At 47.8% G+C, this 14,509-nt stretch carries 12 protein-coding genes; 5 read left to right on the forward strand and 7 right to left on the reverse strand.

Annotation, left to right across the window (positions count from 1 at the left end):
• Positions 1-54: 54 nt before the first annotated feature.
• The 6 genes from F0Q32_RS07380 to F0Q32_RS07405 all read right to left on the reverse strand — a co-directional run bounded on the left by F0Q32_RS07380 (position 55) and on the right by F0Q32_RS07405 (position 10,092).
• Entirely contained in the window at positions 55-1,374 is a 1,320-nt protein-coding gene (locus F0Q32_RS07380) for a type II toxin-antitoxin system HipA family toxin (protein ID WP_149462514.1), read from the reverse strand.
• Complete coding sequence (hipB, locus tag F0Q32_RS07385) at positions 1,374-1,640, reverse strand: type II toxin-antitoxin system antitoxin HipB (RefSeq protein WP_149462515.1); 267 nt, start codon at positions 1,638-1,640, stop codon at positions 1,374-1,376. The genes F0Q32_RS07380 and hipB overlap by 1 nt, the downstream gene beginning before the upstream one ends.
• Positions 1,641-1,817: 177 nt before the next feature.
• Complete coding sequence (locus F0Q32_RS07390) at positions 1,818-1,976, reverse strand: YqaE/Pmp3 family membrane protein (RefSeq protein ID WP_149462516.1); 159 nt, start codon at positions 1,974-1,976, stop codon at positions 1,818-1,820.
• 201 nt (positions 1,977-2,177) lie between these two features.
• Positions 2,178-7,598 carry an ECSE_1600 family autotransporter gene (locus F0Q32_RS07395; protein ID WP_149462517.1) on the reverse strand — a complete coding sequence of 1,807 codons (5,421 nt, stop codon included), beginning with the start codon at positions 7,596-7,598 and terminating at the stop codon, positions 2,178-2,180.
• A 305-nt stretch (positions 7,599-7,903) separates the two neighbouring features.
• Positions 7,904-8,635: a MerR family transcriptional regulator gene (locus F0Q32_RS07400; protein WP_149462864.1), complete on the reverse strand. Its 732-nt coding sequence runs from the start codon at positions 8,633-8,635 to the stop codon at positions 7,904-7,906.
• Positions 8,636-8,871: 236 nt separating this feature from the next.
• Entirely contained in the window at positions 8,872-10,092 is a 1,221-nt protein-coding gene (locus F0Q32_RS07405; protein WP_149462518.1) for a diguanylate phosphodiesterase, read from the reverse strand.
• A gap of 316 nt (positions 10,093-10,408) precedes the next feature.
• On the opposite strand from F0Q32_RS07405, the gene ycgZ reads away from it, so the two are divergent.
• The 5 genes from ycgZ (at position 10,409) to cho (ending at position 12,950) form a co-directional block, all read left to right on the forward strand.
• Positions 10,409-10,660, forward strand: coding sequence for a regulatory protein YcgZ (gene ycgZ, locus F0Q32_RS07410; protein ID WP_149462519.1), 252 nt, complete (start codon positions 10,409-10,411; stop codon positions 10,658-10,660).
• Positions 10,661-10,764: 104 nt separating this feature from the next.
• Positions 10,765-11,055 carry a hypothetical protein gene (locus F0Q32_RS07415; RefSeq protein WP_149462520.1) on the forward strand — a complete coding sequence of 97 codons (291 nt, stop codon included), beginning with the start codon at positions 10,765-10,767 and terminating at the stop codon, positions 11,053-11,055.
• Between the two features lie 48 nt (positions 11,056-11,103).
• On the forward strand, positions 11,104-11,370 hold the full coding sequence (locus F0Q32_RS07420) for a biofilm development regulator YmgB/AriR family protein (protein WP_149462521.1): 267 nt from the start codon (positions 11,104-11,106) through the stop codon (positions 11,368-11,370).
• A 64-nt stretch (positions 11,371-11,434) separates the two neighbouring features.
• Positions 11,435-11,992 (forward strand): helix-turn-helix transcriptional regulator, encoded by a 558-nt coding sequence (locus tag F0Q32_RS07425; RefSeq protein ID WP_149462522.1) that lies wholly within the window; start codon positions 11,435-11,437, stop codon positions 11,990-11,992.
• Between the two features lie 94 nt (positions 11,993-12,086).
• Positions 12,087-12,950, forward strand: coding sequence for an excinuclease Cho (gene cho, locus F0Q32_RS07430; protein ID WP_149462523.1), 864 nt, complete (start codon positions 12,087-12,089; stop codon positions 12,948-12,950).
• Here cho and F0Q32_RS07435 read toward each other — a convergent pair whose 3' ends face one another.
• Positions 12,951-14,330 (reverse strand): diguanylate cyclase, encoded by a 1,380-nt coding sequence (locus F0Q32_RS07435; protein ID WP_149462524.1) that lies wholly within the window; start codon positions 14,328-14,330, stop codon positions 12,951-12,953.
• Positions 14,331-14,509: the final 179 nt, after the last annotated feature.

Below are 14,509 nucleotides of genomic sequence, written 5' to 3' on the forward strand. Positions count from 1 at the left end.
TTGCGGTCATGATTGTGCTGGTCTTTGATTCCTCACCAAAACCTCATATTCTGCTCATTCCTCTGTTTCCCGCTTTAACCGACCATGCAACCTGAGAACATTCATCCTGATTGCCATTGCGACGTTCTCCGGAAAATCAGTCGGTAATGTAGCCGTTACGCTATCCAGTGCTGCGGGTATCTGCTCTGCAAACTCACTCAGGATTTCACGCATCTGTACTTCCGGGAATTTCAGCGCTTTTGCTGTCGCCAAAAAATGTCGCGGATGAATTTTATCGATTGCCGTTTTTCTGCCTTTGGATGCGTTAAGACCCATGGCCAGTTTCAAATCGCTGATATGTATTCCCGTCCCGCCAAGAACCGGAAATGCCGAAATGATGTCGTAAAATGGCGTTAGCCGATAACTGCCGCCAGCCTGAATAAAAACGGAGAAGTTTTTTGCATGACCATCCGTTGCGCCAATCAACCACTGGAACACCTGAAACTTCATAAAATCATGGCGATCTTTCAGCGCCTCGCTGGACCCCATCAAAAAAGCCATGATTTGCGCGATACCTGGGCCTCCGTCAGATTCGTATTTGACTGATGACGGTAAACCGAATGTCTGGCACATATCTTCCTGCGGCAAGCGGAGTAAAACTGACCGTTCAGCATTCCAGCGTCTGTCAAAGCGCTCGACCGCCAACGCGCGCACCCTTCCCGCTTTGATGATTTCGGCGCCGGGAACATTCAAACCGACTTGTTTCGCCAGGAGTAGACAAAAATATTCATTATCAACGCTTTGGCTAAGATCGAGCGTCGCATTGGGCTGTCTGATTTCGCCAATCGGTAATTTGATAATGTGCGTCGTCGGCGTTATTCCCTTCGGAATGCACCAGTCAGCGCCCATTCTGAGCAGCGCGGTTTTTTCCTGCGCGCCGGCAACGGAGATGCGAAAATCATTTTCTTCGTTAATCATGCCTAACGGGATATCTGCTTTATAAGCCGACAACACCTCTTCAAGCTTTACCTCGCTTAATTTTTCCCATGTCATCACCGGATTTGTCACCGCCTCATCTTCCGGTAATAACGTCACTGCGCCTACGCTATCTCGACCGACTTCTGACAACAAATCAAAGGGTTGCTTTGATTTAGCGCGATAACGTTTAACAATCCTGTCGCGCACGATCGGACTATCAGGTAGCAAGTTATCGAAAAAATTGAATACCGCATCCGAAGTGATATTCCCCACCTGCAACGGCAACGAAAGTGACAATGGTCTGGCATAACGATTGGCTAACCATTCCGGTGCATACTTAAACGTATGCGCACCGTTGGCCAGTTTCGTCAATTCACCGACCCGCTGATTGTTCATCCACGTTATGAGTTTAGGCATTACCACTCCAGATCCTGTTGGTCAGTAGATTCAGGCGCCGCGTCTTTTGTTTCGCATAGCGTCATTGAGAGCTCAAGTGACTGTAAAATCTTAAAAAATGTCGTCAATGTGGTGTTGTCAGGGTTATTTTCGAAATTGGAAATGGTTGCCTGCTTTATGCCGATTTTTTTCGCCAGCTCGCTCTGCGTCCAGCCATTTTGCTGACGGACCAGTTTCATTGCATTCGCTAATTGTGTTGGGCTGTAGATCATCGGGAAGCTCATCATGTCATTTGTCCACAGGAAAGTTATCCGCGCAAAGGGATATTTAGATTTTTATCCCTTCTTGAGGATAAAGTCAATCTGTAAACTCATTTTATCCGCTACACGGGATAATTGCGGTGATATCCGCGATCGCGGATAGAAGAGAAGAATTAAAAAACGGCGCTGATGCGCCGTTTGAGGTTAATCTTTAGTTTGAACCCAAAATGCGTGAATTAACCCCGGAATATACCCAAGAAGTGTGAGGATAATATTTAATATAAATGCCCAACCGAAGCCTTTACCAATTAATACACCCAACGGCGGCAAAATGATCGTAATAACGACTCTCCAGAATCCCATATTAACTCCCTATTATCATCTTCATAGCACAAGAATAAGCATAGCTAATTCTGCCGGGAATGCACTCTAAATCATCCAGTTACGCTGCGATGAGGAAGCAATTCAGAGTTTTCTACATTCGGCGTACAAAACACAATACAAGGAAATGCTTAACAATATATTAAAGCCGCATGCCAATAACGGCATGCGGCTTGATACGATTTACCAGCTATATTTCACACCCAACATTCCCTGAGTATCGCTATAGCCTTTATCACTTAATTGCACACCGACATTCCCCCACAGACTGAGGTTATTATTCATCTTCGCTTCGACCCCGGTACGCACTTCCCCCAGATTACGCGCACCATCGCGGCTTACCGTCTGGCCATCCATCTTCACGGCGTAGACTTTGCTGTTATAGATCCAGTTCGCTTCGATGTAAGGCTGGAACTCGCGCTGTTTCCCATTATCACGCTGGTGATGGCTGTTCAGGTAGGTTTTCACCCCAAGCCGCGTTTGTACGTTTCCGTCGCCTTCCGTTTCAATGCGCGTTCCGTCTTTCCGGGTATGGTCAGAATCTTTCACACCCATCCAGGTGATTTGTGCCTGAGGTTGAATGTACCAGGTGTTAAGCGTCCCTTCGCTGCCGCTAAATGTTCCCGCTTCAAAGGTATATCCGCCCTCAATAGACGCAGTCACGCCGCGAGAGTGATAGTCATCATCTGAACGGTTATCGGAACTGACGCTGTTATCAAACCAGTTATACAGTGCCCAACTGTCGACATAAGCACCGGTCTTATCCGCAGCGTTCTGATACCAGGTCGCGTACAGTCCTGCGCTGTAACCGCTGATGCGCCCATCTGATTTATAACCCACACGGTTACTCTGCGTATTACTGTGCTGATTGGCATAGCCTGCCATGATGCCGAGATGCCAGCGATCCTGCGCGTTGCTACTCCACTGCGCCAAATCGCCGCCTAACTGCAATACATAGCGGGTGGCCTGCGTTTTTAACTGACCGTCTCCGGCACTGGAACGTTCATGCCCCCCGACATGTCGCATCCACATACTGGTTGCCGAATCCTGAACTCGCAGGGACTCTGTGTATTGCGGCTCCCCAAGGCGATCGTGTAATCGATGGCTAAACAGCGTATTGGCTGCGGCTATGTTGCTGATATAGCTCCCGGCTTCCGGACGAACCACTGATGGGCCTTCCGGATCCACAACAGGTGGATTATCAATGGGGTCAGGAGTATCCGGCGGCGTTACGCCGTCCCATTTACTGGTGAGATACCAGTTTTTCGCGTCATTACCCTTCCCTTTAGCCAGCGTATAAACATAAGCTCCAGCTTCGACAGTTCCGGTGGTCAGCGCGAAGTTACCCGCGGAATTGCCGCCTACTTCAACGAGCTCAATACCATTAACCGTTTGTGCGCCAACGCCGCCAATGTTATCAACCCGAACACGCGTATTGCCCTGAGTATCGCCTTTCACGTTCATCTTATCCGTGGGGGAATTATCGCCACCCAGCGTCGTGTTGAATGTCATCAGGCCATTGTTGCCGGTATAGTTGCCGTTAACGGTCAGTATATTGCCCGGCTTTCCTCCTTCGCTGTTCATTTGAACCGTGCCGCCATTCTCCAGGTTGCCACCGATAGTGGTTTTGGCGACACGCAGTGTCCCTCCAGGCATCACGTTTACATCCCTTGCGGTGCTGACATTTCCCGACATAACACCGCTGTTATGGATATTAATGTGCTGACTTGCCATATCAATGATAGAGCCAGAACCGAAAGCAATTTCACCGCCCACGATATCCGTCGTCCCCTGATACGCTGCAGAATCGTTGTTGAGGGTTAAAATCCCGGTGCCCAGTTTTGTCACATCACCGCTGCCGGTGATGCTGTGCGTCATTGCCCAGCCACGTTCGGTGGCGATAGTGAGCAGCCCATTATTGATAACGGAAGCATCGCCCAGGTTCTTCTGTTCGTTGACGCTGAGCGCGCTGCCAGCATCGATGTTGAATTGCCCCGTAAAGCGGCTATTATCGCCATCCAGTTCAATATCCGTTCCGGCGGTCGCGCTCACGACGCCCTTGCCGCTCATGCTGTTACGCAGTTCACCGGTCACACTTTTCAGCGTTAACAGCCCGTCATTGGCAATATTTCCGCTGCCCAATCCCTGCGCATTATCGAGGCTGACTTCCGCATTTGGGCTAATGCTGGTTAACGCATTGTAGCGTGCGTTAAGCCCCTCGATAGCCAACGTTCCTCCAGTAACATTCAGGTTTCCGCCACCTGTCAGTTCACCCTGACTCATCCCGCCGTTATTCACCGTCAGTGAACCGTCTTTGAACAACACGGTTGAGCCCATCTGCCCGGTGAATGTTCCCACTGTCTGCGACGATCCGTTAAGATCAACGATGGCCGCATTACTGATGTTCAGTTCCCGGGTTTTGCCCAGCGCACCACCTGCATCGGTACGTAGTGTCCCCATCTGAACAAATGTGGCACCCTGATAGTCGTTCTGACCGTTGGAAAGCGAAACTTGTCGAACCGTATTGATCGCCAGATCCCCTTCACCGCCGATTTTTGCCGACATATCAGCCGTCGCACCATAGGCACCGCCGTGTTCGGCTAACGTCAGCGTCTGCCCACCATAGATATTCAGCGCTTTCAGGCCATAGTTCACGTACAAACCATCACCAGGTGCGGTTGTGAGGCGGAAACCATATTCGCCATCGGCAACCACCGTACCGTTTTGCGCAATGTGTAACGTTTTGTCCGCCGCCACCTCATCGCCCTGCAAATCACGTAACGTTAATGAGCCACCTGATCCAATAACCGCTTGCGCCTTGACCAGTTGAACGCCGACATGGCTATCATCCTGTTCCAGTAAATTGAGCGTAGTCAGCGGGTTATTCGCCATTGGATCATTCCATGGTTCAGGCACGTCGATAAGCACGTCGCCCGTCCCGTTTACCTGATAGTTACGGGCCTTCCAGGTATAGTCACCGGCGCCGACAACCAGCGTATCGACACTGATATAGCCCTCCGCAAGCGTCGCAGCAGGAATATCCGTATCGAAAATGAGCGTACCGCCGTTCATTGCCAGCCCACCAACGGATTGCTCTCCCGCTTTTACCGATGTGGTATTTTCACTGTCAGACTGTAACATCGCGTGGGTAAGCGCCGCCGTGTTGTCACCTTCCAGAGTGAAATTACTGTCTTTCAGTTGTGCAACTCCGGCGAATTCAGTCCCCGTCGCATGGGTAAAACCAAACATTTTGTCGGAAGACGACAGTTGCACTCGCATCAAGCCATCGCCTTTGAGCGCGTTGGTCAGCGTGTAATCTCCGGAAGTGTTCGTCGATGCGAGAATGTCGAGTGTACCGGCGCTTGCAATGGTGACTTCACTCGACCCCATACCCGTTACCCCATCCGTCGTATGAGACGCAATGGTCAGGAGACCGCCATTGACCAGCGTTTTACCGCTATACGTATTCCCTGCATTGAACACAGTATGGCCTGCATCATGCATCACTTTTCCGTCTTTATCGTCACCTGTAATCAGCATGTCGACCTGGTAGCCGGCATCGCTGTTATTGGTGTGATTAAAGACAAAAACGCCTTCGCCAAGACCGAACTCCACCTTCGTCGCATTGGTGATAAACCCGGCATCTGCCGCAGCCTCACCGTGGGCAGCACCAATGTTTAGCGTTCCAACGGCAGGTTCAAAAACACCTAAATAAACCTCACCACCCTCGACATTTAACGTGCCGTTATTCGTCAGGGTTAACGTCCCCGTGCCAGTCGTCCCTACATTCATATTGAGTGTTTCAAGAAGAGATCCCTGCCCATCCACCCGGACGTTTCCCTTACTTCCCTCATTGACGGCTATTTGTGTATCACGCGCCTTAACGACACCGCCGGTGTTAATATTCAGCTCACCCGAGCCAAATAAACCGACATGCAGCAATTGGGCATTATTTGACGACGTCTGCAAGTTCCATAGACTATCCGTTGAAATATTGACTACACCCTTACCAGAGGTATTTCCTCCGATAAATCCATAGCCCATTGAATTAAGCGTGGCACCATTACTGACATTTACGATGCCGCTACCAAAATTACCGACATTGATACCCATAGTATCGAACGATGACGTTGCATCCATCAGGTTCAGTGTGCCGATACCGCTTGCCTTATCGCCCAAAAAAGTAATATTTTGCGATACGAACTTACCGCCATCGCTAATGTTGAAGTTTCCGACGCCCGCAACGCCAATGGTGGTGTAGACATTCTTGTTGACCTCCCACATCCCTCCCGTTGTGATGCTGACATTCCCGACGCCGGTTTCTCCATATCCAAGTGAGCTTCCCCCATTGCTGACAACAAGCCCCTCATTACTGATATTCATTTCGCCGTGGCCGTCATAACCAAGATTAGTTCCGAGGTTAGTGATAACGGAATTCTTATCCTTAACAGTAATGTTGCCTGTCCCTGTCTCTCTCATCCCTGCAGTGATAATTCCCGAATCTACTCTGCCTTCACTCGAGACATTGAGTTCACCATCGCCAGCATCACCAACGTAGATATAGCGAAAAGATTCTCCCGTTCCGAGGAAATTCCAATGTCCCTTATTTGTCACATTGACGACACCGCTGGAAGCGTTCTCAACGCCCAGTAGCGCAAAATATCCGTTATTTATCAGTCCGCTATTGGAAATATTGATCGTACCTTTACCACGAACACCGTTATAGAGTCTGGCGAACGTGATTACAGAGTCGGAATCCTGCACATTCAGGGTTCCGATACCGGTAGGATTACCACCGATATAGGTATCTCCTGCCGTAACTATGCCACCTTCGCGAATAGTGGTTTCACCCGTCCCTTGATTGCCAATCTGGAAGTCAACTGATATATTATTTTTTTGTATCTCCCACTCACCTCCTTTTTCGACAACAACCTGATCATTACTGCCCGCCTGATAACCTACAATGGCAACTTGCAAACTATTGACGTAACCTTTATCGGTAATATTTAATGAACCCGTTCCATACCCCCCGATTTGGAACATTTCGGTCGTCAATCCCGAGCTTTCTCCCTCAACATTAACCGTCCCTACACCTGTTGCCTGAGAGCCTATCGTTAAATAACCTCCATCAACGTGACCCGCCTTACTGATATTAAGCGTACCTTTTCCTGATTGACCGATATTTAAGGGCCAGGCTTTATTTCCAGCATCATACAGTCGCCAGGTGCCACCCAAAACATTTACGGTACCTTCAGACCCCACATTACCGCCAACGACGCTGGTTGTAATAGTGGTTAAGGAAAGATCACCACCAGTCAAAATATTGAGCTCCCCAGCGCCATTCCACCCGATCTCGTAGAAATCATAAGCACCAGCAGTATCGACAGTCACACTCTGACCATTATCAACCGTTAGCGGCGCAGCTGACGCTGTACCGGCTAGCGCCAGCAATACGCTCAGCGCCAGCGTGTTGAACTTTGTTGCCAGACCTGGGGAGTGACGCAAATTAACCGTCGATGTTTTCCCTACCCGGCGGGTTAATTCCGAGCAGACCTGAAATACACGCAGAGTACTATTCCATATCACGCGATAAACTCTGTTCATATAAACGCTCCATATATAAACAACACTGCCACGAAAGAGAAGAATAGTAAAAAGCAAAGAGCTTTTAGGCTTATACATTGTCTGTTTTGAGTGTCATCTGGGAGCAAAAAACTGTCAACTCACCCAAAAAAGCATTATAAAAGGACAAGAATTTGAAATGGCGTAAATCTTATATAAGCATTTAGAGCGTGACAATTAAATCAACGGTGAGATAAGAATATTACAATAAGAGGTTAGATTAATGCAGATAAAAAAATACATGAAGACAGCACAAAAAGCTAAAAAAAAGACCGCGGTGCGGTCCATCAAGGCTGGTGGAATGTTATGGCGTAACCTTGCTCATTCCAGTGTTGTAACAGTTCTTGCTGACGTCTGGTGGGGGTAAGGCCCGTCCAGACAAATAACGTTTGGCCAGGAAAGAGTTCGGGACGCGGAGATTCGAGCGGTTCAGCCAGTACAGAAACATGCCAACCAGACTGAGACAAACGCCAGGCCTCAAGCCAAAGCCGAACGCGATCGTCAATCTCCCATCCAATAAGCAACGCTTCTTTTCCGGACTTACGTCGGCGTTCAGTCAAGGTTGCCGCAACATATTCGATGAGAATCCCGTCAAACATACTGCACATAATACGCGCTGTATTATGATCGAGGCTGAGCCGCTGACGTACGGGTCCGTAAACATGATCAATTAATGCATCAACCGGATGCTCGCGTCCTGCAGCGACAATTTTTGCGCGAAGTTTCGATGTGCTGGCATAGCGCAATACGGACATCATCTCTTCTTGCAGATAGGTCCAGTCATCATGCGTCATGGTCCGGCTCTCTTCGAGAAGTGCTTTCACCTTCCCAACCGGAACGCCGCTTTTTATCCAGCGCTTGATTTCTTCAACTCGCTGAATATCTTCTTCGTCGAACTGGCGATGCCCCCCTTCACTGCGCTGTGGTTTAAGTAATCCATAGCGCCGCTGCCACGCACGTAGCGTTACCGGGTTTATTCCGCATCTTTCGGCCACGTCGCCGATACTGTAAAAAGCCATAATGCCTCGCAACTCAACCATTACATCCCTGGGTAATGTTCTGCACTGTCTGTATAACTTAGTGTTTATTGTACAGCCTTTTGGGGCACAATGAGTATTAAAGTCGTTAACTTTTATTAAACAAGCTGTAAAAGATGAGGAATATCAAAGAACATGGATGGGGATTTAGGATAAATCATCCTCTTACGACATGCTGTCGCAAGAGGAATAGGTACAAGCAGAAGAGTTGTACAACTTTACAATAACCCTTTCTTTTCCGGCCACGCAATGGATGGCGCGCCTTCAAGATAAGGCTGGGCGAATAAATCGCCCTGAAAATGAGAAATTCCTGCAGATTCAAGCCACATCCACTCCTCCGCTTTTTCAATTCCCAAAGCAGACACCACAATTTCCAGCGAGCGGCAACAGCGAATAATGGCCTGTACAATCGCCTGACGTGGACCACTTTTGTGCACGTCGCGAATCAGTTCTGCATTAATCTTGATTCGGTCGGGCTGAAACTGTGACAGCAGTTGCAGCCCTGCAAATCCGGCTCCAAAGTTGTCAATGGCCACGCTAATTCCTGCTGACTTCAGTGCGCGTACTGCTGCGGTGAACTCCTCAATGCTTGAAACAACCTCGTGCTCAGTAAATTCAACGACAATTTGCTCGGGTACCAGACCGTTAATTTTTATCTCATGAAGTAAAAAATCCACCGCGTTAGGGATTTTTACCAACGTCATTGGCAACAGGTTAACGGAAAGGATTTGACCACGCAGATCCCGCGCCTTCACCATCTCAAACGCCACTTTCTTACTGTTAAGATCCACTTCATAAATTTCATCGCCGGTTAAACTATCAAAATAGGCATTCGAAATCTCACCCTCTTGGGTGTAAATGAGCGCCTCAAGAGCGATAATCTCTTGCGCCAGTGGGTCAATGATAGGTTGCAGGGCTAAGGTATATTCAGTAGCAGAAGAGGCTATGAAAGGGCCGAGTTCGTCGCTGATTTTGGTTGGCAGAAATTCCCAGCTCTCGGCTGGCGGAATCTCATAATAGTTACCCTTCTCTGTCGACTCGACAAAGGTGCGAAAAAACTGCAAGGCACGATCGTTATAGGTGAGCTGATAGGGTGACGTACCTTTATCCAGCACGGTTTGCAGCACCTCCTCCCTGGCATATTCACGTAGATCGAAAAGCTCCATACCAACCTTGCCAAATCGGCGAGTTGGGCCGTGATCACATAAAAGTTCTACAAGATTGTAGTGGCGCGGATCTTGTAAAATTTGGTGATAGATAGCTTTAACCTGCTCCTCAGGGCCTTCAAGTAATTGAAAAAAATGGGTCCCGTTAAAAAGCAGTATTCCGGTGACGTTTGCCTCAGCATTCCTAAGGTTAGCGGCCGCTACCATTCCCTCGAGGGCCTTGACGGGAACGTCGTGACATAAATGGCTGCGATAAATGATCGTGGTAAGCATAGCGGTTCCGACTACAAAATTTTCTCAACATTAGCAGATAAATGGTCAAATAGCTTTCAATTAATACATTGATTTAACATTGCTACCAATAAAATCCAACACGCTTTCTTCCTCTTGACACACCACCGACAACCCTCCGTTTTTGTACAAATAACTGCTACATTGATACAGTTGTATAACTTGTAACTTATTGATTCATAATGGTTAGCGCAAAATGCTAAAAAATAAACCATCACCTGTACAGTATTTATGTACAATTTTTATGAGTTTTTTAACACAAAGCGATACACGATAACGTCTTTAACAGGAGAGACACATGCAGCAGAACCGCCAATACACAATGGATTCAGCCAGTGCCATTTCCAGCTACTTCAACAAGGCGGCCCTGCCTACTCAACAGGAAACCCTGGGGCAAATTGTGGTCGAGATTCTCAGCGCTGGCAAAAACCTTAACCGCAAGTCTCTGTGTACAAAATTATTGGGCCGCCTTGAGCAAGCCTCTGGCACGGAAGAAGAGAAGCACTACAACGCGCTGATTGGTTTACTTTTTGAAAACCGAAATTCATAAGGGAGAATTTTACTCAGCGTGGCGATGGCGATAAATATACTCCACCACCTGAGAAAACTTACTGCTGTAAGCCTTGTGGTTTAATAGCATAAGAGATGGCAGTTATGAATAGTAGTAATAAGAAGCTGAAAGAAACCTTAATTGGTGAAGCGACTCTACAGCTCATTAAAAACAAAAAACCGGTTAATTCCAAGACTTTGTTAAATGAACTGAATGACATGCAAAACCGGGAAATTGATTCAGAGCGTCTCTCGGCATTGCATGTAGTAATAAAAGAAATACACCAATTTAGAGCATCGAAAGAAGCGCACCGCGCTGGCCAAAAAGGCGTTAAACACCGCAAAGACGGTAGAAAGGATCTTTCGATAAATGAAACGAACAAAAATATTCATTGATACATTTTCAATGAAAGATACTCACACAATCAACAGATGAGAACCGTTATGTTACAGCAATATGATTTCTACCAGTCAATTCAGAATAAAGCATTATCCGAACACTTTCTCAAGGCCGGTGATATGTTAGCTGATGAAGCAGAAATCCTCGGAGGCGCGGTTCGCCATCTGATGGCTGCTGGGGAAACCATCAACAACAAAAACATTATCACTGCGCTGATTGAGTCTCTCGAATGCACTGACAGCGTAGTTTCAGCCGACGTTATCCGTAAGACACTGGAAATTGTGGTGGATCATACGCTCGATGATATCTGAATCATTAGCTGATGATGTGCTTTATTTAAACAATATTTAAACAATTTTAGAATGTGGAGTCATTATGAACGGAGAAGCGTGTCCTGTTAAACTGGAATTGGTCGATCTCTGGCTGGATGACAATTTCCTCGAATATGGTTTGTGTGAAGTACTTAAAGATGTCAGATTAGATCGCCAAAACATTCGCTATGTGATCTTTTCTGCAAGTCAATATGCAAACGTTAAAAAGCATAATTACGATCTGCGCAACCATCGTTTTATTTTACTCAGCGATGGACAGCGATATAATTTCCTCGATTCCTTTACTGTGAACCATATTTCATCAAAGGCATCGGTTGAAGAGATTGTAAAATTTCTGACGAGCTTGCGTAAAAATAATGAAGACCATTGCCAGATTGAGCAAAAAGTTAAGCTCTCTGCACGAGAAACCACCTTGCTCGATCAGATGTCTGACGGTAAGAAGATTATCGAAATGGCAGAAAATCTAAACGTCCATATTAAGACGGTTTATCAGATGCGCACCAATCTGATTAAAAAATTAGGGTGTTCTGGAAACATCGATTTTATGCAAACCTTGCGCACAGATGTGTTCAAAAGCTGGCTGACGGATCAGCGCGTGTAAGGATACTGCTATGCACCTTTTCAGCACCGGGTAGAGGATTGACATTATCGTCCCGCCCGGTAAGCTGTATGCATAAACAGTATCTGGAGTAATTATGGTCAACCGCAGGGTTCCTATTCGGCCCGAGCCCCCCCAGGGGCCCCTCTACACCTACCCCGAGCATCTACGCTTTTGCCTGGAAACGTTGCCAAAATTGCCCGGTGTTTATATCTTTCATGGCGACAGCGAAACGCTTCCACTCTACATCGGTAAAAGTGTCAATATTCGCAGCCGGGTTATGTCACACTTCCGCACCCAGCAGGAAGCCGCCCTGCTTCAGCAGACCCGGCGCATTAGCTGGCAGCCCACGGCGGGTGAACTTGGCGCGCTATTGCTCGAAGCACGTTTGATTAAAGAACAACAACCGCTGTTCAATAAACGATTGCGTCGCAACAAGCAACTATGTTCCCTGCGCCTGCAGGCAAACACACCTCAGGTTGTTTATGCCCGCGAAGTCGATTTCTCCCACACACCGGGCCTTTTCGGCCTTTTTGCCAATCGTCGCGCCGCCCTTGAGGCATTGAAGTCTGTCGCCGATACGGAGCGTCTGTGCTACGGCGTTATGGGGCTGGAGCCGTTAAGTCGTGGGCGTGCCTGTTTTCGTTCGATGTTGGGGCGTTGCGCCGGGGCCTGCTGTGGCCGCGAAAGCATAGAAGATCATAATGACAGGCTCCGCAGTGCGTTAGCGCATTTGCAGCTGATATGTTGGCCATGGAAAGGCGCCGTGGCGCTGGAAGAGAAAAGCGATACCCTCACCCACTACCATATTGTGAATAACTGGCTATGGCTGGGGGCGGTAGAATCCCTCGCGGATGCGGAAAAACTTACACGTATCGCAACCGGGTTTGATCAGGATGGCTATAAAATACTCTGTCGCCCAATGCTGAGCGGCGAATACGTTATTCATACGCTCGAATAATCATGATGCTTTCCAGAGCTCTACGCAGTTACGCCCCCGTCGTTTTGCGCCGTACAACGCCTCATCAGCCAGTTGAATTAAACGTTCATAATCAGGATGCCCGTTAAACATCGCCGCGCCAATGGACAGCGAAAGTGAGATGCTTTCACCATTGGGTGCAGTGACGTTAATTTTTTCAACGCGCGAGCGTACTCGCTCGGCAATCCGCAGCGTGTCTGCCTCGTTGGCTTCGGTGAGAATAATCAGAAATTCATCTCCACCATAGCGGAACACAAAATCGCTGGTTCGAACATGTTCATAAAACGCGCCAGCAACTTTACGTAAAATCTCATCGCCGGTGTTATGCCCCCAGGTATCGTTAATTTGTTTGAACTTATCGACATCGATCAACAGAACCGACATCGGCGTTCCAGCGCGTCCCGCATGGGCAATTTCACGTTTAAAAATAGTAGGCAAGAAGCGTCGATTCAGCAGACGCGTCAACACATCCATTCCTACTTCGTGACGTGACACCTCGTCAAAGAGTTCGCGTAACAGCGTGACGATTTGCGAAAGCGTATTACGGGTTTGCAGTATAAAGTTGACGCGTCGTGTCCGGTTATTCATTGCCTGGGCAGATCCGCGCACCGCCCGGAATGTGTCATCGAACTCAAGGATCAGGCGAGAGATATGTCCTGCTTCTGCGATACCGCTAAAATAATGCCGTCCTTTATGGTTAAACCAGAGCCCGAAATCAGACTGTCCCAACGGCACATTATTACCGGGATCGGTATCCAGCATAATCTTGTAAATCAGGTCCATTTCCCAGGAAAGCAGTGATGCAATTTGTCGCTCTTTCTCTTCTTCAGCATTCTCCATCAGTGAAAAAATACGGTAGTTTTCATCCTCTTTTGCCGCACTGTTCTCGCTGAAGATAAATGCCCGGGACATCACTTCCATCGCAAGATCGATGCTGTTAATTGCGAAGTGAAAGACATTCAGTTTTATGTCCGAAGACTGTTGACTGGCACTGATAACCGGAAACAATAATTTCTTCAGGACTCTAAATCCCATCTCGACTAAATCAACAGGAATACCAATGCGGGCATGCACATCCGCTACGCGTTGCTGGACCTGAATCTGCTGTTCGACTCCTTCGACCTGGCAGGAAAGCACATCGATAATCCACTGCTGTAACGCAGTTTTTAGCTGCCTTTCAACTTGATCATTCGTCAGAAAATCCGCGGCCTGAGAGTCAGAAAGGACAACGCTATAGAATTCCTGACTCAGTACTTTCGCATGTTCTCCGGCAATCTCGGCGGCGAGGAGACGCACCTGCGGGTCGGTATCACCGATGAGTTGCGCCCACTCATCCTTCATTTTTTGCAGATATGTTTCCATGATTTATCGACCTTTTAGTAAAACGGAGCGGAAACCCGACTGTCAGCCCTTATTGAATAATCTTAAGTTAAGCTCAATTTATGACATGTGTTCTTTTTATCTTGATAGCCGCGTATTAAATGAAGATGTTCAAGCCATAAAGAAGGATAAGGTGATAACCCGTATCGAATGGGGGATAA

This window comes from Pseudocitrobacter sp. 73, assembly GCF_008369545.1.
Classification (GTDB): Bacteria; Pseudomonadota; Gammaproteobacteria; order Enterobacterales; family Enterobacteriaceae; genus Pseudocitrobacter; species Pseudocitrobacter vendiensis.

Bases quoted from the DNA above. Each gene is read 5' to 3' on its own strand.
- F0Q32_RS07380 (WP_149462514.1), bottom strand. From the start codon at position 1,374: ATGCCTAAACTCATAACGTGGATGAACAATCAGCGGGTCGGTGAATTG.
- hipB (WP_149462515.1), bottom strand. From the start codon at position 1,640: ATGATGAGCTTCCCGATGATCTACAGCCCAACACAATTAGCGAATGCA.
- F0Q32_RS07390 (WP_149462516.1), bottom strand. From the start codon at position 1,976: ATGGGATTCTGGAGAGTCGTTATTACGATCATTTTGCCGCCGTTGGGT.
- F0Q32_RS07395 (WP_149462517.1), bottom strand. From the start codon at position 7,598: ATGAACAGAGTTTATCGCGTGATATGGAATAGTACTCTGCGTGTATTT.
- F0Q32_RS07400 (WP_149462864.1), bottom strand. From the start codon at position 8,635: ATGGCTTTTTACAGTATCGGCGACGTGGCCGAAAGATGCGGAATAAAC.
- F0Q32_RS07405 (WP_149462518.1), bottom strand. From the start codon at position 10,092: ATGCTTACCACGATCATTTATCGCAGCCATTTATGTCACGACGTTCCC.
- ycgZ (WP_149462519.1), top strand. From the start codon at position 10,409: ATGCAGCAGAACCGCCAATACACAATGGATTCAGCCAGTGCCATTTCC.
- F0Q32_RS07415 (WP_149462520.1), top strand. From the start codon at position 10,765: ATGAATAGTAGTAATAAGAAGCTGAAAGAAACCTTAATTGGTGAAGCG.
- F0Q32_RS07420 (WP_149462521.1), top strand. From the start codon at position 11,104: ATGTTACAGCAATATGATTTCTACCAGTCAATTCAGAATAAAGCATTA.
- F0Q32_RS07425 (WP_149462522.1), top strand. From the start codon at position 11,435: ATGAACGGAGAAGCGTGTCCTGTTAAACTGGAATTGGTCGATCTCTGG.
- cho (WP_149462523.1), top strand. From the start codon at position 12,087: ATGGTCAACCGCAGGGTTCCTATTCGGCCCGAGCCCCCCCAGGGGCCC.
- F0Q32_RS07435 (WP_149462524.1), bottom strand. From the start codon at position 14,330: ATGGAAACATATCTGCAAAAAATGAAGGATGAGTGGGCGCAACTCATC.